We start from the raw sequence: 20,312 nt of genomic DNA, 5'->3' as shown, positions 1-20,312 counted from the left end.
AGGGGCCCTCGAACCCGTGGTTGCGGGACGGATCGAAGCGGATGGGGGCTTTTATGTCTTCAACTATGGCCGTTCCTATCTGGAGCGGGCCGACGCGATACCGATCTATTGGCCAGAATTGCCTCTCGAGCGTGGCAGGATCGCGCCGGACGCCCCGCTGGACATGGCAGGGTGTCTGCGTGACGGTGCACCGGATGCATGGGGCCGACGCGTCATCATCAACCGGCTGACGGGTCTGCGCGGCGAGGCTGCGCACAATGTCGATTTTGACGAGCTGACCTTCATGCTGAATTCCGGGTCCGATCGTATCGGGGCTCTCGATTTTCAGACTTCAGCGGAACGATTTCGAGCCCGCGAACAGGACGGTGCGACGCTCGAGGAGCTCGCGGAAGCCGCCGAACGGGTCGAACGGGGTGAGCCCATTCCACCGGCGCTCGACAAGGCGCTGTTTCATGGCAGTTCGATTGGCGGCGCGCGCCCGAAGGCCTTGATCCAGGATGGCGAGGATAAGTTCATTGCGAAGTTTTCGGCGACTAACGACACGATGGCGGTCGTGAAAGCAGAGTTTGTTGCGATGCGCCTGGCGGCGGAAGTGGGCCTGAGCGCCGCGCCGGTGCGCCTGACGAAGGCGAGCGGCAAGGATGTCGTTCTGGTGCGCCGCTTCGATCGCGAATGGAATGGCAGGGGGTGGACCCGCCGGGCGATGGTTTCTGCCCTGACGATGTTGGGGCTTGGTGAGATGCAGGCCCGCTATGCAAGCTACGGTGATCTCGCCGAGATGGTCCGTGCGCGTTTTACCGATCCAAAGGAAACCCTTCGCGAACTTTTCGGCCGGCTGGTCTTCAACGTACTGGCTGGCAACACCGATGATCATGCCCGCAATCATGCAGCGTTCTGGGATGGCGCAGGTCTCACGCTCACGCAGGCATATGACATCTGCCCGCAGCCCCGTAACGGCCGGGAAGCAAACCAGGCGATGCTGGTACATGGGGAGGACAAGCGCAGTCTCCTGGAGAGTTGCCGTCTGTCGGCGTCCAACTACCTGCTGAGCGACGGGGCCGCTCGTGCTCTGATAAACCACCAGGTCGTGACGATCGCGCAGCTTTGGGACGGCATTTGCGATGAAGCCGAGTTGAGTATGATTGATCGCAGCTATCTGTGGCGCCGACAGTTCGTCAACGACTATGCCTTCGAGGGTTATGTCGATGGAGCGCCGAAGCTTTGAGCCGAAGGATTCCGGGTAGGGGTGAAGGCGTCAAGGTCCGTAAAGCGGACATCGACTATTCCGCGACCACAATGCTCACGTTTCTGGAGCGCAACAGATCCGAGAGGATCTTCGATTACCCCTTTGGTTATTCCTATCCGAAAAATTGCTGCGAGAGCGTGTCCCTCATCCTGACCTATCTTCTCGAAGAGAAATATGAGCTCGACAATGTCCGTGTCTTCAAGGGGTCGAAGGCCTGCGGCTATGAACATCATTTCTGGGTCATGGTCGGCGATTGGATTTACGATCTGACCGCTCACCAGTTTGCCGGCCATGATCCCAAGATCGGCGTCCTGGCCGATCCCCTGTTCTTTTCGTACCCCGACTGGAGTGTTGAGCAGAGCCGGGATTTCGTGGACCGGGCATGCGTCATTGCCGCATACCGCAGGGGTGTCATCCCCTTTTAGGCGCATCGTCCGATGAAAGCCGCGACGCGGCAAAGGTCGCGGCAAGTGCGCACTGTCAACGGCGGCGTGTGCCTCTACGCGTTGAACCGCTTCGGTTTGGCGGTTGGTTTGCCGCGGGCTCCCACATTCATCCGCGTTGTCCTGAGCGTGGTAGGCCGGTCATCGTCTATCCGTCTCACTGCCCTTGCCGCGAGAACGTCGCTATCGGCTCGCTTGCACGAAAGAGGGCAGGCCTAAAATATGGCATGGCGCCGCAACGGCCGTGCTGTAGCAAATATATGTAGCCGTACTGTCAGTCGTCGCGACATGCTTCCGATAGGCGCCGGCCGTGACGGAAATCCTTCTCACGGCTGCACCATCTTGCGCATTTTGGGCGCCGCGCGGTCCGTTGCTTTTCGACTAGGCGTTCGAACCTCTCCTTGACCTTCCAACGATGGGAAGCCCTATCTGGGAGAAATCCAATCGATAGGTATGAGGTCATAGGCCAATGAGCGCCGCCAAAAACCAGCGCAATGGAGCGCTACAAGGAACGCAGGCGATCAGCCTGCCTATCGCAGGTATGACATGTGCATCCTGCGCTGGCCGTGTCGAGCATGCTCTGAGCAAGATCGAAGGCGTCCAGTCGGTGAACGTCAATCTCGCGGCCGAACGTGCGGACATTGAGGCGCGCGGCGCCATCAAGCGGAACGATCTCGTGCGGGCAGTCGAGGGCGCCGGTTATACGGTGCCGGCGGGCGTGATCGACCTGTCGGTGGAAGGCATGACCTGTGCGTCCTGCGTGGGGCGCGTCGAGCGAGCGCTGAGAGCCGTTCCTGGGGTGCTGGAAGCATCGGTCAATCTGGCGACGGAACAGGTACGTGTGCGCGGCACGGCGGACATTGCGGCGCTGATCACGGCGATCGGGCATGTTGGGTATACGGCGCACCTCATCGGGGGCGGCACGGCGCGTTACGAAGACGCAGCCGAACGCAAGGACCTGGAACGCCGCAGGCTGAAGCGCGATCTCATCCTGGCGATGGTCCTGGCAATGCCGGTTTTCCTGCTGGAGATGGGCTCCCACCTCGTCCCGGGGGTTCACCATCTGATTGCGCGAACGATCGGAACTCAGACGAGTTGGCTGCTCCAATGCGTTCTGACGACGCTGGTGCTGGCGGGCCCGGGACGGCGCTTTTATCGCGCCGGCATTCCGGCGCTTGCCCGCAGGGCCCCGGACATGAACTCCCTGGTCGCGGTGGGCACTCTTGCTGCCTATACCTATTCGCTGGTTGCAACCTTCGCGCCGTGGCTGCTGCCAGCGGGAACGGTCAACGTCTATTTTGAAGCGGCGGCGGTGATCGTCGCGTTGATCCTGTTGGGGCGCTATCTGGAGGCGCGCGCAAAAGGCCGTACATCTGAAGCGATCAAACGTCTGGTGGGCTTGCAGGCCAGGACGGCTCGCGTCCGCCGGGATGCCCAGGCTATTGAAATCCCCATTGATGCTGTTGCTACGGGCGATGTCCTCGAAGTCCGTCCCGGTGAGCGTATCCCGGTGGACGGCGAAGTGATTGAAGGTGAAAGCTTCGTCGATGAATCGATGATTACCGGGGAGCCGATCCCCGTTGGAAAGGCGCAGGGCGCGGCGCTGGTCGGAGGTACTGTGAATCAACAGGGTGCGCTTGCCTTTCGTGCGACCGCCGTCGGCGAGGCGACCATGCTCGCGCAGATCATTCGCATGGTCGAGCAGGCACAAGGAGCCAAGCTGCCGATTCAGGCGCTCGTGGACCGGGTGACGATGTGGTTCGTGCCGGCGGTCTTTGCGGTGGCAGTCCTGGCCTTTGGCGGTTGGCTGTGGCTGGGTCCGTCACCTGCGCTTACCTACGCTCTGGTCAATGCGGTGGCGGTGCTCATTATTGCCTGTCCGTGCGCGATGGGATTGGCGACGCCGACCGCGATCATGGTGGGGACCGGGCGCGGGGCGGAACTCGGGATATTGTTCCGCAAGGGCGAGGCGCTTCAGCTTCTGCGCGATGCCAGGGTCGTGGCAGTCGACAAGACCGGCACTTTGACCGAGGGGCGGCCAGCGTTGACCGATCTTCAGGTGATGGCGGGCTTCGATCGCGCGGAGGTCCTCGGCCGGATCGCCGCGGTCGAGGACAAGTCCGAGCACCCGATTGCGCGAGCGATCGCCGAGGCAGCAAAGCAAGAAGGCCTTATCTTGCCGAGCGTCGCAAACTTCGCGTCGATCACGGGCCTTGGCGTTACGGCCGATGTGGATGGCGTGCCGGTTCAGATCGGTGCGGACCGCTTCATGCGCGACCTTGGTTTCGATATTGGCGTGTTTGCGGACACGGCGGACCGTCTCGGGCGCGAAGGCAAGTCGCCGCTTTATGCCGCGATCGGGGGTGACCTCGCGGCGATCGTCGCCGTGGCGGATCCGATCAAGGAAACGACGCCTGCCGCAATCGCCGCACTGCATGCCTCGGGCCTTAAAGTCGCCATGCTGACTGGGGACAACGCCCGCACCGCCGAAGCGATTGCCAGCCAGCTTGGCATCGACGAAGTGGTTGCCGAAGTGTTGCCTGAGGGGAAGGTGGATGCGATCCGCCGCCTCAAGCGCGAATATGGCGGGATTGCCTTTGTCGGGGATGGGATCAACGATGCACCGGCGTTGGCCGAGGCAGATGTCGGCCTTGCCGTCGGCACCGGCACGGACATTGCCATCGAGGCGGCGGACGTGGTGCTGATGTCAGGGCATTTGAATGGTGTCGCCACGGCCATTGGGCTCTCCCGCGCGACTATCAGCAATATTCGTCAGAACCTGTTTTGGGCCTTCGCCTATAATATTGCGCTGATTCCCGTAGCGGCCGGCGCATTATATCCTGTGTCGGGCACCTTGTTGTCACCGGTTTTCGCCGCTGGCGCCATGGCGATGTCGAGTGTCTTCGTGCTCGGCAACGCGCTGCGCCTGCGCGGCTTCCAGGTGGTTCGAGGGGCGAGAGGATGAATATAGGGGAGGCATCCAGGGCATCGGGCGTTTCGGCCAAGATGATCCGTTATTATGAGCAGACCGGCCTGATACCGAAGGCGGATCGAACCGGGTCTGGTTATCGCGACTATGCGCCGTCGGACGTGCACATGCTCCGGTTTATCCGGCGCGCGCGTGATCTCGGCTTTGCGGTTCGCGAGATTGATGGGCTGCTGAATCTTTGGCGCGACAGGTCGCGCCAAAGCAGTGACGTCAAGCGGATTGCTCAGGCGCATATCGCACAGTTGCGTGAGCGGATTGCGACTTTGCAGCAGATGGCGAGTACACTGGAAGTGCTGATCGACTGTTGTGCTGGCGATCAGCGGCCTGATTGCCCCATTCTCGCCGAACTGGAGGAACCGGCAGATCGTCCCAGTCCGTCCTTGCCCATCGCACCGCAGCTACGCCGCCGCCCATGATCCCTTGAAAATATCGTAATACGATATATATTAGCGTGTGACAGGAGGCGCTTCGAGCGAGAGGATTGAAGGAGGCGGCTATGCCGATGTTGAAGATCCTGGCTGTGGCTCTGGGCCTGACGCTGGGCAGTCTGGCGGTAGCGACACTGCTGACCCTCCTTGCCTGGCAAATCGCTACGCGTCTGCATCATCCTCGCTGGAGTTGGGTCCTTCTGCTCAGCGGGATCGGCGGGGCATGGCTGACCTCGCTTGGACACAGCGAATTTTTCAAGATGGCGGCGGTGTTTGGTCTGGTGGCATCGGGGTTGCTCTATTTTGTTTCGGCAAGTGCCGAGAGCGACGAACGGCCGAAGGAAGATCTTGATCGTTCCATCACCTCGAGGAGGAGCGCATGACGACCGAGCGGATCTGGTTTTATCCCGCCCTTATCGCTGTCCTGGGTCAGGACAGAAGGCCGAGCTTTGCAGAAATGCGCAATTTGGTGAAACGCGTTCGCCTTGAGATGATCGAACCTGTCCCTCGCAGTGCTCTTCGTCGGCAGCATGTGCGCCGGCTTGTGAAGGCAGTGCTCGCGCCGAAACGCGCAGGGTAGTGAACCTCGGTCGGACCGGAGAATCGCCAAACGCGTTGTGGCCGGTTGCTTCTGGTAAGCGACTTATGTCGCGAGGCGCCGCGGGCATGACATCGACCGCAAAGTTTTTGAGGTAATGGCGCAAAAACATTCATTTGCGATGCGATGCCTAATGTCCCAGCCAGCCTGATGGCGGTTCAGCAAGGATAGTTGAACCGGCGACAACCAGGAGAGAGGATCCCTCATGGCGGGGCCCGGGTCAGGAGAGCATTTGACGCAGGCGACGTTCACCTGGCCGCGAGCACTTTGGACGCTCGTGCTGGCCGGGCTCATGTTCGGGCTCTATTATTTGAACGAAAATCGCATCCTGAGCGAAGAGCAGATCATCCTGATCGTTTTCGTTGCCGTCCCGGTCGGTGCTTTTTTCGTTTCCGGCAAGGGCCAGGATATGTCTGAAAACCGGGACGCTGCAGCTGACGGGGATAGAAAGCCGACACAGGGGCGCCACAAGGATTAAGTGCAATATTTTTGCACTTTTCTATAAATATTTTGCACTACGCTTGAGCGGCTCCGCTCGATTATGACCATCCGCGGTATCAATGGGAGGTTAGGACCACGGTCGTTGTCGATCGTGACAATCCCAATTGTCATGGTTGTCAGTGATGGATGTTGCTCTCCCAGGCCGGAAACGCCTGCTGGTCGCGCCGATTGCGATTGATCTTCAGAAGCTGCTATTCTCATTTAGCAGCTTCCTCGCCGCGGCTGCTACGCTGGCTATTGCCTTTTCCGCCAGCCTGCCGCGGCCCTGGTGGGCGCTGCTAACGGTCTACGTCACCGCGCAGCCCATGGCCGGAGCGTTCCGACCCAAGGTTCTCTATCGTCTGGGAGGTATCCTCACCGGCGCGGGCATGACGCTTCTTCTGGTGCCCAATCTCCAGAACTCGCCGGAACTGCTGGTGCTCTGTCTGGCGGCATGGACCGGCTTTTGCATATACCTCGCGGTTCTGGATCGAACGCCGCGCGCTTTTCTGTTCCAGATGGCGGCCTTCAGCTCGGCCGTGATCAGCTTCCCCTATCTCGACGACCCTGTAAATATTTTCGAGACGAGCATTGCGCGCGTACAGGAAATGACAGTTGCGATTCTGTGTGTAACCGCAGTCCACGCGCTGTTGCAGCCCTGGAGCGCGACCCCTGCGATCCGGGCCCGGGTCCAATCATTTCTGGGACATGCGCGCCGCTGGAGCGCGGAAGCGCTGGGTAGCCGCCACACGCGCCTTGAAGATGAGCACCGCCGGATGCTGGCCGCCGATGTTACCGAATTGGGAATGATCGCGGTTCATCTTCCTTTCGACCAGCGTTGGGCGCCTGCGACCCGGCGTCGCGTGACGGCTCTGCAGCAGCAGCTTGCCACGATATTGCCTCTGGCATCGGCCGCCGCCAATCGCCTTGATCGCCTGCGGGAGTATGGTGATCTGCCGCCCGAACTCGAGATGTTGCTGAGCGACATCATCGACTGGCTTGATGATGAGCATAACAGATTCCAGCGGGTCGGCGCATTGGTAAAGCGATGCGAGGCGATGGCATCGGCGGCCGAGGCGCGCGCCGGCTGGAATGATCTTTTGATGGCCAGCGCCTGCGTGCGGATTGCCGAGTTCGTGACAGCATTGGCGGCCAGCCAAAGACTCGCCGGCAGGATCGGCTCGGCTGGCCGGCCCAGCCCCAAATATCTGGCGGTGGAGCCGTTCTCGCTTGCCCGCGACCATGGCGTCGCCGCGCTTGCCGGGATGGCGACCGCTACCGCAATCGCGTTGTACTGCGCGATCTGGATTCTGCTTGCCTGGCCCAATGGCTCGGCCACAGCCGCGTTCGCGGCGCTGATCACCTGTTCGTTCGCGACCCAGGATGACCCCGCGCCGGTCATCGGCCGCTATCTGATGGCGACGCTCAAGACCTTTCCACTGGCGGCGCTCTATCTCTTCGTGATCCTGCCGCGGGTCGATGGCTATGAGATGCTCATCATCACTCTGGCCCCGGCCCTTTTGTGGATGGGCTATATTCAGGCCGACCCTTCGCGGTCGCCGCAGGCTTTGCCGATGTTCTCCTGCTTCATCGTCGCCATGGGATTTCTGGCGCGTTTCCAGGCCGATTTTGCTTTGTTTATCAACACTGGTCTGGCGCAGGTGGGGGGGATTGTCACGACGCTCGCGGTTACCCGCATGTTTCGCTCAGCGAACGTATTGTGGACTGCGCGGCGTATCCTGCGCGCCAATTGGGCCGAGCTTGCTCAACTTGCCGATATCCGCCGACCGTTCCGCGCCGATCGCTGGACGGCCAGGGCGGTGGATCGCTTGGGGCAGGTTGCCGCGCGAATGGCAGTGGCCTCGCCTGGCGATGCGTTGCACGCCGCTGACGGCTTGGCGGACCTCAGGATCGGCCGCAATATCATTCCCATCCGGCGGGCGCTCCCCCACGTGCCGCATGACGTGCGTCATAGCCTGGGCGCTGTGCTCGCCGGTCTGGCGGCTTTCTATGGTGAGCGCTGGCGCCGTGGACACATGGATGCTCCTCCCAAGGCACTGGTTGAGCCGATCGACCGGGCGCTGGCGGCGTTGCTGACCCTTTCGCTTGATGAGCATCGCCGCCATGCGCTGCGCGCGCTTGTCGGCATGCGCTGCAATCTTTTTCCGGCAGCGGACCCGCCTGATCTCAGACCCATGCCTGCCGGAGAAAGAGCATGATCGAGGAGATCAATGTTCTGGGCGTCTATATGCCCGCAGCGCTTGCCTGGGGCGTACTGGCGGCAGTGCTCGTCTATCTGGCGCGCGGGCTGTTGCAGCGTCTGCCGGTCTATCGCTTGCTCTGGCACCCGAGCCTGCTCGAACTCGCTCTGTTCATTCTGATGTGGTGGGGCCTGAGCGCGCTCGCCGATGTCTTCCTCTATCGCTGGTTTGCCTCCTGACATGCTGCATCGACAAAATCTTTTGCGATCGTTCGCCACGCTCTTTGTTATTCTTGTCATTCTCGCTGGAATATACGCTCTTTGGCTGCGCTATCAGGTTGAGCCGGTTACCCGGGATGGTAAGGTGCGGGCGGATATGGTTCCGGTTGCCGCTGATGTCAGCGGCTTGGTCACGGATGTGAAAGTGACCGACAACCAGGAGGTCCATAAGGGCGATGTGCTCTTCATCATCGACCGGCCACGCTATCGGCTGACACTGGAACAAGCTGAGGCCAATGTGGCGAGCCAGCGAACGGCTCTCGATCAGGCACAGCGCGAGGACCGCCGGAACCGGTCCATGCCCGAAGTGATCGCGGCTGAAACCATCGAGCAGGGAACCGCTCGGGTTGACGGGTTGCGTGCCGCTATTGGTCAGGCGGTGGCGGCGCGTGATCTTGCCCGGTTCAATCTGGACCGCACGATCGTCCGCGCGCCTGTGGACGGCACTGTTGCCAACATGTCGCTACAGCCCGGCGTCTATTTGACTGCTGGAAAGCCGGCTCTTGCCCTCGTCTACAACCGTTCCCTGCGGGTCGAAGGGTATTTTGAGGAAACCAAATTGCCGGCGATCCGGGTCGGGGATCGGGCCAGCATCTATCTGATGGGGGTCGCTGACGAGATCGAGGGGCATGTCCAAAGTATTGCCGGCGGGGTAGAGGATCGCGAAAGAGCTGGAGCCGACGGGCAACTCGCCAATGTAAACCCGTCCTTCACCTGGGTCCGGCTGGCCCAGCGCATTCCGGTGCGTGTCGCGATCGACAAGGTTCCGGCCAATGTGAGGCTGATTCCTGGCCAGACCGCCACCGTCGTCGTCCATCCGCGCGATGACGGCCGTAGCGTGCATAGGAGCTTGCCATGGTGAGGCGGGCGCTCCTGGTGGGAGCCGTCATGGCTTTGAGCGGATGTGCGGCGGTAGGGCCGAATTATCATGTTCCTGAGACCGCCGCGGTAAACGCTCCGGAGGCGCAAGGAGCGTTCCGTTCGGGAACGGGCGTGGTGACACTGGAACCCCTGCCGGACCATTGGTGGAAGCTTTACAACAATCCGACTCTCGACCAGTTGATCGAGCAGGCGCTGGCGGCCAACACGGACCTCAGGATGGCGGAAGCCAATCTGGAACGCAGCCTGGCTTTGCTCGATGCGCGCGGCGCGAGCCGCGAGGTGCAGGGTAGTGTCAACGCCGAAACCAGCTGGGCCCAGCGGTCGGCCGAGGCTGAGTTGCAGCATGTCCAGCCACCCCGGCGTCAAATCTATAATGTGGGCGTTGGAGTCAGCTACGATCTCGATCTGTTCGGTCGGATACGGCGCGGCGTCGAAGCGGCGAGCGCGGATACCGAGGCGGCCGAGGCGGCGCGCGATCTCGTGCGGGTGAACGTCGCGGCCGAAACCGCCCGGGCTTACGCCGATATTTGCAATGGTGGCTATCAGCTCGGTGTGCTCGATCGTGTGATCGCGGTTCAGCGGGACAGTCTTCGCCTGACCCGGATCATGGTCGCGCATGGGCGCGCAGCGCCCTATGAACGGGACCGGCGTCAGGCGCTGCTCGAGGCGGGAGAAGCGCGTCGCCCGCGATTGGCCGCCAGGCAGCGCAACGCGGCTTTCCGTATCGCGGCTCTCTCCGGACGAACACCGGCTCAGGCTGATTTTGGGTTGCTCTCGTGTCGTGACCCGCTGGTTCTGGTGCGGCTGCTTCCTGTCGGCAATGGCGACACATTGCTGAAGCGCCGGCCCGATGTCCGCATTGCCGAGCGCCGACTTGCTGCAACGACCGCGCGGATCGGCGTCGCGGTAGCGGATCTCTATCCCGACATCCATCTTGGCGCTTCGGTTGGTTCGACAGGCGTCGCCGCCGACTTGTTGTCGCCCCTTACCAATCGGTTCGGTTTTGGTCCATTGATCAGCTGGACGCTCAACCGGCATGCTGCCCGTGCCCGGGTGGATGCGGCAGAAGCGCAGAGCCGAGGTGATCTTGCCGCGTTCGATGGTGTCGTGCTGAAAGCTCTGCGTGAGGTTGAGACGGCACTGACCAATTACGCGGCCGGCCTGGAGCAGCAGGATCGTCTGGACCGGGCGGCGGCCGATGCCGGGCGCGCCGCCGCGCGAACCGGACAATTGCGGCGCGGGGGGAAGATTGCAGCGCTGCCTGCGCTCGAGGCCGAGCGCGACCGGATCGCTGCGGAACAGGCCGCAGCCGAGGCGCGCGCCGCCCTGAACGATGATCAAATTACCCTGTTTCTGGCGCTAGGCGGCGGCTGGACAAGTTAGGAAGACACCTTCGGGACGGTTTTGCGGCCCACATGGCGTGACCGGCCGACTTCGGCATGGCGGTTCGCGCTGCGGATCTTCAGCAGGTCCTGACGGGACAGGATGCCAAGCACGCGCCGGGTTCCGGGCTCTATGATCGGGATGCGGCCAATTCCGGACTCGACGATGAGGTCGGCGACTACACCGCTCGGCGTATCTGGATAGGCAACCGGTTGGGCTGCATCCGATATGGCGTCGGCAAGGGTCGTTTCGTCGAGCTCGCGATCGATTTGCCAGCGCAGGGCGTCGGTCCGCGAGACGAGCCCCAGCAGTCCTCCTTGCGGGTCGATGACGGGATAGCTGCGGTGGACGGCATCGGATGCGAAGAAGGAGACCGCCGCAGCGACGGACATCGTTCCGGGCAAGGTCGCTGGTTCGCGCGTCATGATCTGGCCCGCCTGGATGAGGTCGAGGGGATCGACCGAATATTCCTGCAGGATATGCCGCCCACGCCGGGCGATCTTCTCGGTCAGGATCGATCGCCGCATCAGCAGGACGCTGATGGCATAGGCGCCGCCGGCGGCGGCTACCGTATAGGGGACGGCGTTGAAGTGACCGGTAAGTTCGACGGCGAAAATGGCGCCGGTCATCGGCGCGCGCATGGCACCGCTCATGATCCCGGCCATGCCGATCATGGCCCAAAAACCCGGATCGCCAGGTAGAAACTGACCGAGCAGAAAGCCGGCTGCGCCGCCAAGGATGAGGAGCGGCGCGAGGACGCCGCCAGATGTGCCCGATCCCAGTGCCACCAGCCAGACCACGGCTTTTACGACGAGAAGCGCGGCGACGACCTTGAGCGGCAGCGAGGCATTGAGCAAAGCTTCGATGCTCGCATAGCCGGCACCCAGCACATGGGCATCGATCAGACCGCCCAACCCGACGACGACCGCGCCTATGGCGGGCCACCACATCCAGTGGACGGGCAGGCGGTGAAACAGGTCCTCGATGCGGTAGAGACAGGTCGACAACATAGCCGCCTCCAGGCCGACAACCAGGCCGATGCCCGCCGAAGCGAGCAGGGACCAGCTGTCGTCGGGTGTGATGGCTGTCATCGGAAACATCGATCCCGATCCGATGAGGAGGGGGCGCCAGGCGAAGGATATGAGGACCGCGACGACGACGGGCACGAAGCTGCGCGGTTTCCATTCAAAGAGAAGCACTTCCACGGCGAGGAGGATCGCGGCGAGCGGCGTCCCGAAGATCGCGGTCATGCCCGCGGCCGCACCTGCGACGAGCAAGGTCTTGCGTTCGGCCGCGCTGAGATGGAAGCATTGCGCGAACAGCGAGCCAATCGCGCCGCCGGTCATGATGATCGGTCCCTCTGCGCCGAATGGCCCCCCGCTGCCGATCGAGATTGCCGAGGACAGGGGCTTCAGCAGGGCGACCTTGAGGGACAAGCGGCTCTCTCCGAACAGGATCGTCTCGATGGCTTCGGGGATTCCGTGGCCCCGGATCTTGTCCGACCCGAAGCGGGCCATCAGGCCCACGATGAGGCTGCCGGCGATAGGGATGACCACGATCAACCAGCCAACCGATGCATCGGTAATCACTGAATGATCGGCCGACAGACGGCCGAACCAGAACAGGTTGGTCGCGAGCGCGATCAGCTTGACGAGCACCCATGCTCCAAGCGCGCCACCTGTTCCAACCACGATCGCCATCGTTGCCAGCATGATCATGCGGCGGTCGACGCTATGATCGGCGAGTTGATGACCTTCGGCTGAGCGCGGGGGTGTCAGGGACATGAATCGGCATTATCCTGTATTGGGAAGCGGCCAACTATATCGTATTGCGATGCAGTTCAATCGAAGAGGGTGATTTGGGACAGAAGGAAATGCTGCTCGAAGATGCCGATTATGCAGCGCTTGCGACGTTTCGGCATGCCATTCGCCGGTTTCAGGCGTTCAGTGAAGAGAAGGCGATGGAAGTTGGTCTGACCCCGCAGCAACATCAGGCTCTGCTCGCGATCCGTGGCTGTGGTGAAACCGAACCGACTGTCGGATACGTAGCCGATCGCCTGATTTTGAAACCGCACAGCGCCACCGGTCTCGTCAATCGCCTGGAGACGCTGGAACTGATCACGCGACAGGCCGCCACCCAGGACCGAAGGCGAGCGTTGTTGCGCCTGACCCCGAAGGCTTACGGTCTGCTGGACGCCTTGTCTGCGGTGCATCGGGAAGAAATCCGGCGCATGCGGTCGCTGTTCTCGGACGTCTTCGCGCAGCTCGCCTGAATGCGTTTATCGGGCGCTCGATGGTCGAGGAGCCGGCCGCTTGTCGCCAGTCTCGAGAAGGCTGCCCGGATTGATCTCGCCGCAACGGCACCCCGCGCTTCCTCGGGCATCGGATTCGACGAGGGGGGAGAGTTTTACTCGGCTGATCAGGAGTTCAAGCCGAGGGTGGAGCATACGAGCGAGACGGCGTTCTCTTGCCTGTAGGGTTTGGCGATGAACGACGCCTGTTCGTCGATGCTTTCCGGTCCGACGGCTCCCGAGGTGACGATGATGGGAAGCGAGGGAAGGAATCCGCGAAGCTTGCGAACGAGCTCGATGCCATCGATTGAGCCAGGCATCTGAATATCGGTGAAGACCAGGTCGACGGGCTGGTTGGAGCAGACATAGGCGAAAGCGTCGTCGCCGTTTACTGCTTCCACGACGATGAAGCCTTTGTCGCGAAGATATTCCGCGAGGACGGCGCGAATCAATGGCTCGTCCTCTACAACCAGAATGTGAATTGGTCGGCCGCTCTCTTGCTGATTTGGAATGACCACGCTCTTGGTTCCCCCCTCCCGGCAACCCGCCTTTGGGCAAGTCGATTGGCCGATGTTTCCCGTTTTCAACGAGTAACGCCGGTTCAAGGAAATAAGTTCCCATGGGCTGCCCGCCTTCACAGGACGGCGGGAGGCGTCTGGCGATGAGGAGGCGCCGCTGTTTCGCGCCAATCGACGAGGCTCGGGTCCGGGTTTCAATTGATATCGGAGGGTGCGCTCATGCTCCATGTGGCGAGAGGGCGCGCGGCGCTCATATTTTCGAGCGCCATCTCTTCGAATGACACCGCAACGATGCAGGCTGGTCGCCGCATGGTTCCCACAGGCTGAGCGCAGCGTATCGATTGGCCGCCGGGCAGTTCGGCGATGCGACCGGTCAATCTTATGCGAAAACCCTTGCTCAAATCGAGATCATCGGGCCGCACGCGCTTGACGGTGTCGAAAGTTCGGGATGAGCGTGGCTTCTTGTTCAGAGCAAGATCTGGCTTCATCTCCGCAATGGCGAGTGTCTGTTCGATGGGGCTGACAGGCTCCGTCCCACTTGCAAGCGGCGACACGGCGTGCGCCGGACAAGCTGTCGAGGACATCCACGGGCGTGTGACCCAGAAGCCTTCGGTGATGCGAGCAGCAGTCTGCGGGTCGGTCACCCCCCACTGGTCAAGTTGCCATCGCGTTGCAGCGATATGCACACGCAAGACCTGGTCGTCAGCCGAATAGCGCCAGCCAAGCGCTTCGTCGGTCTTATTGGCGGTGGGACCCTCACAGCCGAACGGAAGAACCAGCTCGAAGCGGCGCCCGGCGAGCCCTGTGATTTCTGCAGGAGCAGGGCGCCCGGATGAAAAGGCGTCCGCAGCGCGATCGGCCAGAGCGATGATGTCCGCGCGCTCAAGGACGGACGGCTGCTCGGGCATTGAGGGGGTGGGCGTTGGGGCCGGTATCTGCTCGATCGGTCGCGCGGGTGGCTCGCCGGGGGCGGTCTCCCGGCCGATGAAGAATCCAAGCGCGCCCAAGGCCATCGCTGCGGTCAACCCGCCCGCGATGGCAAGGCGACTGGTTCTGAGGCTCGGTTCCCGCATCGCTTGACTGATAGCAGACTAGCAGGATTGCTCCAGTTCGTATTGGACCTGGGGCAGCCTTGACCATTGACAGGGAGCGGTCGCCGTTCGAGCAGTCGAACCATGACTGTAGATCAGATTTTGACGTTGCTGGTCCTGGGCGGGGTCGTCCTCATGTTGATATTGGATCGCATGCGGGCCGACGTCGTTGCTCTTGCAGGCGCAGCCGTCCTGCTGATGGCGGGGGTGGTCAGACCGTCCGAAGTGCAGAGTGCCTTCGCCAGTCCGGCAATCATTGCCCTGGCCTCGCTGTTCGTGATTGCTTACGCACTTGAGCTATCGGGCCTTTTGGATCGCGCGATTACGCTGGCGGTAGGACTGTGCACTCGCATGGGCTCGAAGGGGATCTGGTTGCTGCTGTCGATGATCGGCAGCGTCTCCTGCTTTCTTAACAGCACGCCAATCGTCGTCCTGGGCGCGCCGGTCATTCGCGATGTTGCTCTCACGCTCCGCCAGTCACCGAAGCGCTATCTGATGCCGCTATCCTATATTACCGTCCTGACCGGCTGTTGCACGCTGGTCGGGACGTCGACCAATTTGCTCGTCGATGATATGGCGAGTGTGGCCGGACAGCCGCGCTTCGGGATTTTCGAGATCACGCCGGTCGGCCTGCCGATCGCGTTGGTGGGCGGTCTCTATCTTTTCCTCGTTAGTGGGCGGCTGCTGGCAAGGCACGGTCGGGAGGAGCGCACGGAAGCCTCGCACCCGATTGATCCTTCGCATATTGCCAGTGCCCAGGTGGGCGACGCCAATGTGTTTGCGATCAGACGGCCGCTGAATATTGGCAAGGCGGTCGTGGCGCTTCTCGTATTCGGTGGTGCGATCCTGCTGGCCGCGATCAACGTCGCGCCGATCGCGGCGACTGCATTCGCCGGCGCGGTTCTCCTCATTTTGCTGCGTGTGATCAGCGCCGATGAAGCTTACAGCGGGTTGAAGCCCGAAATCCTTATCCTGATCGCCGGGATGGTGGTCATCGGGATTGCGATGGAACGCAGCGGCCTTGCCGAGCAAGCTTCCCGCCTGCTGATCGGAGGCGTCCACGATCTGTCGCCGCTTGCCGCGTTGATCGTGCTTTATCTCGTGACCATGGTGCTGACCGAGCTCTTGTCCAATGCCACGGTGGCGGTGCTTCTGACGCCAGTCGCGGTTGCCCTTGCCGAAAGTCTGGCGGTTAGTCCGCGCCCGTTTCTGGTTGCCGTGATGATGGCGGCCAGCGCGGCATTCGCGACACCGTTCGGTTATCAGACGAACGTCATCGTCTACCAGATGGCTGGCTATCGCTACATGGATTTCGTGCGGGTAGGGCTGCCGCTCAACATTATCACCTGCGCAACCGCGATCCTGGCGATCCAGGAGTTCTTTCCGTTCTAGGCGGCGCCTTGGCCTGCACCGGGGTGCTCGCTATGCGGCCGAGAAATTGAAATCGGCGATGCTTGTGGTCGACCATTCGGGGACGCCAGGCCGATTTTCCTCGCTGCGGCTTTTGTGAATTCCCATAAGTGCAAGATCTACCCTGAAAATCGCAAAATTCCCCGATTGCCGTTGCCATGCTCATGATCGACAGGTTGGCCCGATCCACGTGAGTTTGGGAACTAATCCCATGGAACGGCCAGAAAGAAGATGAATAGCACGGCCGCGATAATGGCCGCTTGCCCCCAACATCCCACTTGGACAGGCGCGTTCGGCTCATCGAACTGCGGATTGTTCACGAGATTCCTCGCAGGTTGAAGCCTTCGGCCAAAAGCCGGCTGCGTTCGTGTAGAACGGAAACCATTGCCAGCATCACTCGCCTTGCGTGAGCGCTGGCACCGAGGCGGGGGTCACACCAGAGATCGGCATAGAGCGCGGCCCAACGAGACAGCTGTTCTGACGAATCCACGCCAACGACATCGGATATGGCTTGCTCGATTTCCACTGCTGCTGCTTCGGCATGGTCGATGGGTAGAAGCTCTCCGCGATTCTCCTGCCAGATCGTCCGCCTTTGGGCCTCGATCTCGAGTGTAGAGGCCGGCGACCTGAAATAGGTCGCCAGATGCTCGATCACATCGCCGCGCGCGGTTCTCGATCCAGCCAATCGCAGCGCAACGGCAACAAGTTGATCGGTCGCCAAGGGGGATGTTTCCAGACGCTGAATTTCGCTCAACCGGTCTGCCCCGATGTGACGGAGGCTGGCGGCTGCATCAGGCGCGGACAGGATCTCGCCGGCACGCTGGCCGGCATGTTCGATCAACTCGTCGATCAGGTCCGGCCGTCTGCCCATTTTTGCATCCGGGATGCTCATAGCGCTGCACCATTTACAGGCATTGTTGGAAGGTGGCGTGCGGCGGAGTGCGGGGGTGCTGCCGCTTTTGAAGCATTGAGCTGTGCGCTGCGCGCGCGCAGCGCAGTCGTCATTGCCAGCATGATCCGCCTCGTGGGGGTGCCCGCGCCGATCCGGGGATCGTTCCAAAGTTCGCCGTAGAGCGATCCATAGGCCCAGAGCATCTCGGGCAATTCATGCGAGGGAAGGGCGAGCCTGTGTTCGAGAGTATGAACGTAGTCGCTCGCCAGTTCCATCGGCAGCCCGCGCTGCATCACGTCGGCTTCCACCGAACGGCGTTGCGCTTCAATGGCGACTCCCGGAGGCAAAGCACGGAACCGGTTGAGAAGGCTCGTGCGTATCCCGCTTACCAGGCAGTGATCCATGGCCACTTGCAAGGCCGCACCGATCAGCTGCTTCTCGACCAGGGGGGAAAGCTCGAGATCCGATTTCAATTGGCCGAGTGCCCGTGATGCAGGGTCGTGCTCGCGAAGCAGGCCTTCCGCTTGGATGCAGGCCGCTTCCAACAGGTTTTCGAGCAGACGAGAATGAGGATCAATCATAACAACCCTTTGGTGCGCCGCTTGGCGCCTGGTACTGCGGAGAAGCGGTTGCGGGCTCGATCTGGCGCGCTACGAAATGGCGACGCCGACGGCCAACGCGACAATCACGGCCATGCAGATGAAGACCGTCACCGCCAGCTCAACCGGCGTGAGCTTGTCGATGTGGGCTTGTCGAAATTGTTCATAGCTGTCCTGGACGTCCAGATTGCTTGCAACCACTGCAACCTCCATGGCCGTTGCCTCTCGCTTGAACCAATGCACGATCTCATTGATCTTGTTGGAAGGCAGGTTCGGATATTGCGAAAGGATTTTCTCTATTTCCAGCCTGCGTCGGACGCTCCTGTTGAGGCTGCGTTGTTTGTTTCTCATTTCCACACCTTTGATCTTGTCGCTGCAAATTCGAGGCGTTGCCGTCGGCAGAGGTTGGCCCGCAGCGAGCGGGGAGCCGATCGACGCTCGAAGCCTAGGTCAGGACAGGCTGTGGTCTTTCAGGTTCGCCAGGCCGCCCGAGTGACTGCGCGAGTTCGCGCACCTTGCGCGCCAGGGTACGCGCCTTGCGGAAGATCTGGCCGTCAAGTCGGCGGAATCGAGGATCGGAATGGAAAAAGCGGAAGCCGCCAGGGATGCGCACCGCCACGCCTGCAGTGATCTTGTTGGCCTCCACGACAAAATGGTTCAGCACGGATATCTCCTCTCACCATGTGGCCGCGATTTTCGCGAGCCAGGCGCACGTATGCGCAATGAGTTGAACACGGGCGAGCTAAGCGCCCTGTTGTGTTTTGAGAGGGCCCTAGGCGGACGAACCGAGCGTCAGTCGCCTAGGGCATCCAGCCGTGCTGTGCTGTTGCCGGCCTGTATCCGGGGATGGAGGTCATATGCCATCATAATAAAATCATTATGGTAATTTCGAGCGGAATGTCAAGTCGTGGATACCTGCGTTATGCCTGATCAGGTGAGGTATGGTAAATTATGTAATATATTGTAAGAATAAATATATGCAGATGATCTCTGCACATCATCACAACGCCTAGCAAAGTATATATTGATGCTTGTAAGTTAGTTATATGTAATGAACTATTATATATATTGTGAAAATTATAATTTGACGATTTTCCTGGTGGTTTGGGGTGGGTCAGGCATTCTACTGCATGTGGAAACCGTGTCTGGCCCAATGACCGGCAAGAGATTAACCTCTGGCAATCTGTGCGGGATATGATCCAATCAGGATTGGATCGGTGCCGGCTCGCAATCGCGAGTCCGGCTGAGCAAAGAGGATGAACCAATGAATTCACCCCATGCCAGCGCATTGCAGCTGAAGCATGCCAATCTTGACCGGCAGATTCGCGAGGAAATGAGCCGCCCTCTTCCAGATGTAGCCGTGATCCAGGAGCTCAAGAAGCAAAAGCTCCGCTTCAAGGAAGAAATCGCGAAGAGTTGAGTTGGCGTATGGTCCGACGCTTTTCTTCGGGCGTTTTGCCTGGATACCGCCGGCGACCCACCGCTTAAATCGTTTCAATGATCGCGGTCTTGCAAGATATGTTTGGGGTCATGTGCGGGGCGGTAGGTGATCCGGTGCGCCGGCGAAAGCTGCAGAGAAGGGCGCGGGAGATGGCATTGAAACGCATTGAGCGGGCTGCATGAGCGCTCCTGATCCGGATCTGGCGCGAGCGATCGCACTCATGGTGGAGGCTCTGGAAATTCTGGATCGCTGCGGGGAGGCGGCGGCCGCAGCTCACCTGCAGTACGCCCATGATGTTGCGCTGCACGGCCCGGGAAGGCGGGGAGGGGGTGAAGACGGCATCGGCGCGGTCTTGGGGGCTCGAGCGGAACAATTTCCGAAAGCGTAGCATCCCTGGGCCAGGTGGCGCCGTTTCGACACATGTTCGTCGCCATTCTGGCGGGCCAGGCGTCACTCAGTGGGAGGTGCTGGCTCGCCTCGGGTAAAGCTTTCGTCTGGGAAGGTATTCGAACACAGAGCTCTGCCTACTTATGCGGTGATCGAGGATTCCCAGATGGATCATCGCAAGCGGACGCCATTGAGGCGGCTGCGGTCTTGGTCAGCGTTGTCGATCTGTTGGCCCAGAGAGGCCAGATCCGCCTTAGCGATAAGGTAAATGCCTCCGTCTTTGAAGAAGGTATCGATCCGCGTCGTATCGTCGAGGGGCGGAGGGGGGAGGCCAAACCGATCCGGCCAATGCCGGTCAACAAAGCGCAGGAGTCCATGACGGGCCTCGCCCTCGCTTTTGTGGATTTCAACCGTTTCGTGACCTTCATAGAGTATGACAAGAACCGAGGCGTGCATAAGTTGTCCGTTGTTGGGGCAAAGAGGTCTTTGGTCTTGGATTTTCTGCCCTTTCCAACAGACTATTCCTGAAAATCAAAAAATAAAGATCGCAAGATAGAAAGTTAAATATATTCAAAATATGATTTTATCATAATATATTTGTGTATTGACCCATAATTAAATGATTGTGAAAGGCTAATATTCCCACATCATTTTAATGATGGCAGCATATCGTGCAAGTCATGTGTCGCATGGTATGTGCGATAGGTTACGAATTTCATAGTCAGTAGCACATATGCTAATGCGTCGCAATATATG

Annotated in this window: 22 protein-coding genes; 15 read left to right on the top strand and 7 right to left on the bottom strand. The window is 60.7% G+C overall.

Going from position 1 to position 20,312, the window contains the following annotated elements; translation table 11 throughout:
- The first annotated feature begins 16 nt into the window (after positions 1-16).
- From EBBID32_RS07835 to EBBID32_RS07785, 10 genes are all read left to right on the top strand, one after another.
- Positions 17-1,225, top strand: coding sequence for a type II toxin-antitoxin system HipA family toxin (locus EBBID32_RS07835; RefSeq protein WP_231382140.1), 1,209 nt, complete (start codon positions 17-19; stop codon positions 1,223-1,225).
- Positions 1,226-1,383: 158 nt separating this feature from the next.
- The gene (locus EBBID32_RS07830; protein ID WP_006953646.1) at positions 1,384-1,671 is read left to right on the top strand and encodes a hypothetical protein; all 288 of its coding nucleotides are present in this window, start codon (positions 1,384-1,386) and stop codon (positions 1,669-1,671) included.
- Between the two features lie 487 nt (positions 1,672-2,158).
- Complete coding sequence (locus EBBID32_RS07825) at positions 2,159-4,654, top strand: heavy metal translocating P-type ATPase (RefSeq protein WP_006953644.1); 2,496 nt, start codon at positions 2,159-2,161, stop codon at positions 4,652-4,654.
- Positions 4,651-5,094 carry a Cu(I)-responsive transcriptional regulator gene (cueR, locus tag EBBID32_RS07820; RefSeq protein WP_006953641.1) on the top strand — a complete coding sequence of 148 codons (444 nt, stop codon included), beginning with the start codon at positions 4,651-4,653 and terminating at the stop codon, positions 5,092-5,094. Before EBBID32_RS07825 ends, cueR begins: the two co-directional genes overlap by 4 nt.
- A gap of 80 nt (positions 5,095-5,174) precedes the next feature.
- A complete protein-coding gene (locus tag EBBID32_RS07815) occupies positions 5,175-5,489 on the top strand; it encodes a hypothetical protein (protein WP_006953639.1) in 315 nt (104 codons plus the stop codon).
- Between the two features lie 447 nt (positions 5,490-5,936).
- The gene (locus tag EBBID32_RS07805; RefSeq protein WP_231382139.1) at positions 5,937-6,182 is read left to right on the top strand and encodes a hypothetical protein; all 246 of its coding nucleotides are present in this window, start codon (positions 5,937-5,939) and stop codon (positions 6,180-6,182) included.
- 145 nt (positions 6,183-6,327) lie between these two features.
- Positions 6,328-8,403, top strand: coding sequence for an FUSC family protein (locus tag EBBID32_RS07800; RefSeq protein WP_006953636.1), 2,076 nt, complete (start codon positions 6,328-6,330; stop codon positions 8,401-8,403).
- Positions 8,400-8,624 carry a DUF1656 domain-containing protein gene (locus tag EBBID32_RS07795; protein WP_006953633.1) on the top strand — a complete coding sequence of 75 codons (225 nt, stop codon included), beginning with the start codon at positions 8,400-8,402 and terminating at the stop codon, positions 8,622-8,624. Before EBBID32_RS07800 ends, EBBID32_RS07795 begins: the two co-directional genes overlap by 4 nt.
- Position 8,625: 1 nt before the next feature.
- Complete coding sequence (locus EBBID32_RS07790; protein WP_006953631.1) at positions 8,626-9,525, top strand: efflux RND transporter periplasmic adaptor subunit; 900 nt, start codon at positions 8,626-8,628, stop codon at positions 9,523-9,525.
- Entirely contained in the window at positions 9,519-10,928 is a 1,410-nt protein-coding gene (locus tag EBBID32_RS07785; protein ID WP_037489622.1) for an efflux transporter outer membrane subunit, read from the top strand. The genes EBBID32_RS07790 and EBBID32_RS07785 overlap by 7 nt, the downstream gene beginning before the upstream one ends.
- Here EBBID32_RS07785 and EBBID32_RS07780 read toward each other — a convergent pair.
- Complete coding sequence (locus EBBID32_RS07780) at positions 10,925-12,712, bottom strand: chloride channel protein (RefSeq protein ID WP_006953627.1); 1,788 nt, start codon at positions 12,710-12,712, stop codon at positions 10,925-10,927. The two genes, EBBID32_RS07785 and EBBID32_RS07780, sit on opposite strands and share 4 nt — an antisense overlap.
- 89 nt (positions 12,713-12,801) lie before the next feature.
- On the opposite strand from EBBID32_RS07780, the gene EBBID32_RS07775 reads away from it, so the two are divergent.
- Positions 12,802-13,200: a MarR family winged helix-turn-helix transcriptional regulator gene (locus tag EBBID32_RS07775; protein ID WP_006953625.1), complete on the top strand. Its 399-nt coding sequence runs from the start codon at positions 12,802-12,804 to the stop codon at positions 13,198-13,200.
- Positions 13,201-13,346: 146 nt separating this feature from the next.
- On the opposite strand, the gene EBBID32_RS23520 is transcribed toward EBBID32_RS07775, so the two are convergent.
- Together EBBID32_RS23520 and EBBID32_RS07765 are read right to left on the bottom strand one after the other, a co-directional pair.
- Positions 13,347-13,823: a response regulator gene (locus EBBID32_RS23520; RefSeq protein ID WP_231382138.1), complete on the bottom strand. Its 477-nt coding sequence runs from the start codon at positions 13,821-13,823 to the stop codon at positions 13,347-13,349.
- Between the two features lie 107 nt (positions 13,824-13,930).
- On the bottom strand, positions 13,931-14,809 hold the full coding sequence (locus EBBID32_RS07765; protein WP_037489616.1) for a hypothetical protein: 879 nt from the start codon (positions 14,807-14,809) through the stop codon (positions 13,931-13,933).
- Between the two features lie 102 nt (positions 14,810-14,911).
- On the opposite strand from EBBID32_RS07765, the gene EBBID32_RS07760 reads away from it, so the two are divergent.
- Entirely contained in the window at positions 14,912-16,219 is a 1,308-nt protein-coding gene (locus EBBID32_RS07760; RefSeq protein ID WP_006953620.1) for an SLC13 family permease, read from the top strand.
- Positions 16,220-16,553: 334 nt separating this feature from the next.
- On the opposite strand, the gene EBBID32_RS07755 is transcribed toward EBBID32_RS07760, so the two are convergent.
- The 4 genes from EBBID32_RS07755 to EBBID32_RS07740 form a co-directional block, all read right to left on the bottom strand.
- Positions 16,554-17,129 carry a hypothetical protein gene (locus EBBID32_RS07755; RefSeq protein ID WP_037489613.1) on the bottom strand — a complete coding sequence of 192 codons (576 nt, stop codon included), beginning with the start codon at positions 17,127-17,129 and terminating at the stop codon, positions 16,554-16,556.
- Positions 17,126-17,710 (bottom strand): hypothetical protein, encoded by a 585-nt coding sequence (locus tag EBBID32_RS07750; RefSeq protein WP_037489610.1) that lies wholly within the window; start codon positions 17,708-17,710, stop codon positions 17,126-17,128. The genes EBBID32_RS07755 and EBBID32_RS07750 overlap by 4 nt, the downstream gene beginning before the upstream one ends.
- A gap of 69 nt (positions 17,711-17,779) precedes the next feature.
- Positions 17,780-18,085, bottom strand: a complete 306-nt coding sequence (locus tag EBBID32_RS07745; RefSeq protein WP_006953612.1) for a hypothetical protein — start codon at positions 18,083-18,085, stop codon at positions 17,780-17,782.
- Positions 18,086-18,173: 88 nt separating this feature from the next.
- Positions 18,174-18,392 (bottom strand): hypothetical protein, encoded by a 219-nt coding sequence (locus EBBID32_RS07740; RefSeq protein WP_006953609.1) that lies wholly within the window; start codon positions 18,390-18,392, stop codon positions 18,174-18,176.
- Between the two features lie 600 nt (positions 18,393-18,992).
- On the opposite strand from EBBID32_RS07740, the gene EBBID32_RS23515 reads away from it, so the two are divergent.
- From EBBID32_RS23515 to EBBID32_RS24050, 3 genes are all read left to right on the top strand, one after another.
- Positions 18,993-19,148 (top strand): YdcH family protein, encoded by a 156-nt coding sequence (locus EBBID32_RS23515; protein ID WP_006953606.1) that lies wholly within the window; start codon positions 18,993-18,995, stop codon positions 19,146-19,148.
- Between the two features lie 199 nt (positions 19,149-19,347).
- Complete coding sequence (locus EBBID32_RS07735) at positions 19,348-19,557, top strand: hypothetical protein (protein ID WP_037489604.1); 210 nt, start codon at positions 19,348-19,350, stop codon at positions 19,555-19,557.
- Positions 19,558-19,589: 32 nt separating this feature from the next.
- Positions 19,590-20,084: a hypothetical protein gene (locus EBBID32_RS24050; RefSeq protein ID WP_037489602.1), complete on the top strand. Its 495-nt coding sequence runs from the start codon at positions 19,590-19,592 to the stop codon at positions 20,082-20,084.
- Positions 20,085-20,312: the final 228 nt, after the last annotated feature.

Origin of the sequence: Sphingobium indicum BiD32 (assembly GCF_000382885.1) — a bacterium.
GTDB lineage: Bacteria > Pseudomonadota > Alphaproteobacteria > Sphingomonadales > Sphingomonadaceae > Sphingobium > Sphingobium japonicum_C.
Note: the sequence above shows the minus strand (reverse complement) of the source record. Positions and strands in the feature narration are given on the sequence as shown.

Coding starts and splice junctions, on each gene's coding strand:
- EBBID32_RS07750 (WP_037489610.1), bottom strand. CDS start 17,710: ATGATTGATCCTCATTCTCGTCTGCTCGAAAACCTGTTGGAAGCGGCC.
- EBBID32_RS07795 (WP_006953633.1), top strand. CDS start 8,400: ATGATCGAGGAGATCAATGTTCTGGGCGTCTATATGCCCGCAGCGCTT.
- EBBID32_RS07765 (WP_037489616.1), bottom strand. CDS start 14,809: ATGCGGGAACCGAGCCTCAGAACCAGTCGCCTTGCCATCGCGGGCGGG.
- EBBID32_RS07775 (WP_006953625.1), top strand. CDS start 12,802: ATGCTGCTCGAAGATGCCGATTATGCAGCGCTTGCGACGTTTCGGCAT.
- EBBID32_RS07800 (WP_006953636.1), top strand. CDS start 6,328: ATGGATGTTGCTCTCCCAGGCCGGAAACGCCTGCTGGTCGCGCCGATT.
- EBBID32_RS07825 (WP_006953644.1), top strand. CDS start 2,159: ATGAGCGCCGCCAAAAACCAGCGCAATGGAGCGCTACAAGGAACGCAG.
- EBBID32_RS07815 (WP_006953639.1), top strand. CDS start 5,175: ATGCCGATGTTGAAGATCCTGGCTGTGGCTCTGGGCCTGACGCTGGGC.
- EBBID32_RS07785 (WP_037489622.1), top strand. CDS start 9,519: ATGGTGAGGCGGGCGCTCCTGGTGGGAGCCGTCATGGCTTTGAGCGGA.
- EBBID32_RS07780 (WP_006953627.1), bottom strand. CDS start 12,712: ATGTCCCTGACACCCCCGCGCTCAGCCGAAGGTCATCAACTCGCCGAT.
- EBBID32_RS24050 (WP_037489602.1), top strand. CDS start 19,590: ATGTTCGTCGCCATTCTGGCGGGCCAGGCGTCACTCAGTGGGAGGTGC.
- EBBID32_RS07755 (WP_037489613.1), bottom strand. CDS start 17,129: ATGAGCATCCCGGATGCAAAAATGGGCAGACGGCCGGACCTGATCGAC.
- cueR (WP_006953641.1), top strand. CDS start 4,651: ATGAATATAGGGGAGGCATCCAGGGCATCGGGCGTTTCGGCCAAGATG.
- EBBID32_RS23515 (WP_006953606.1), top strand. CDS start 18,993: ATGAATTCACCCCATGCCAGCGCATTGCAGCTGAAGCATGCCAATCTT.
- EBBID32_RS07760 (WP_006953620.1), top strand. CDS start 14,912: ATGACTGTAGATCAGATTTTGACGTTGCTGGTCCTGGGCGGGGTCGTC.
- EBBID32_RS07735 (WP_037489604.1), top strand. CDS start 19,348: ATGAGCGCTCCTGATCCGGATCTGGCGCGAGCGATCGCACTCATGGTG.
- EBBID32_RS07790 (WP_006953631.1), top strand. CDS start 8,626: ATGCTGCATCGACAAAATCTTTTGCGATCGTTCGCCACGCTCTTTGTT.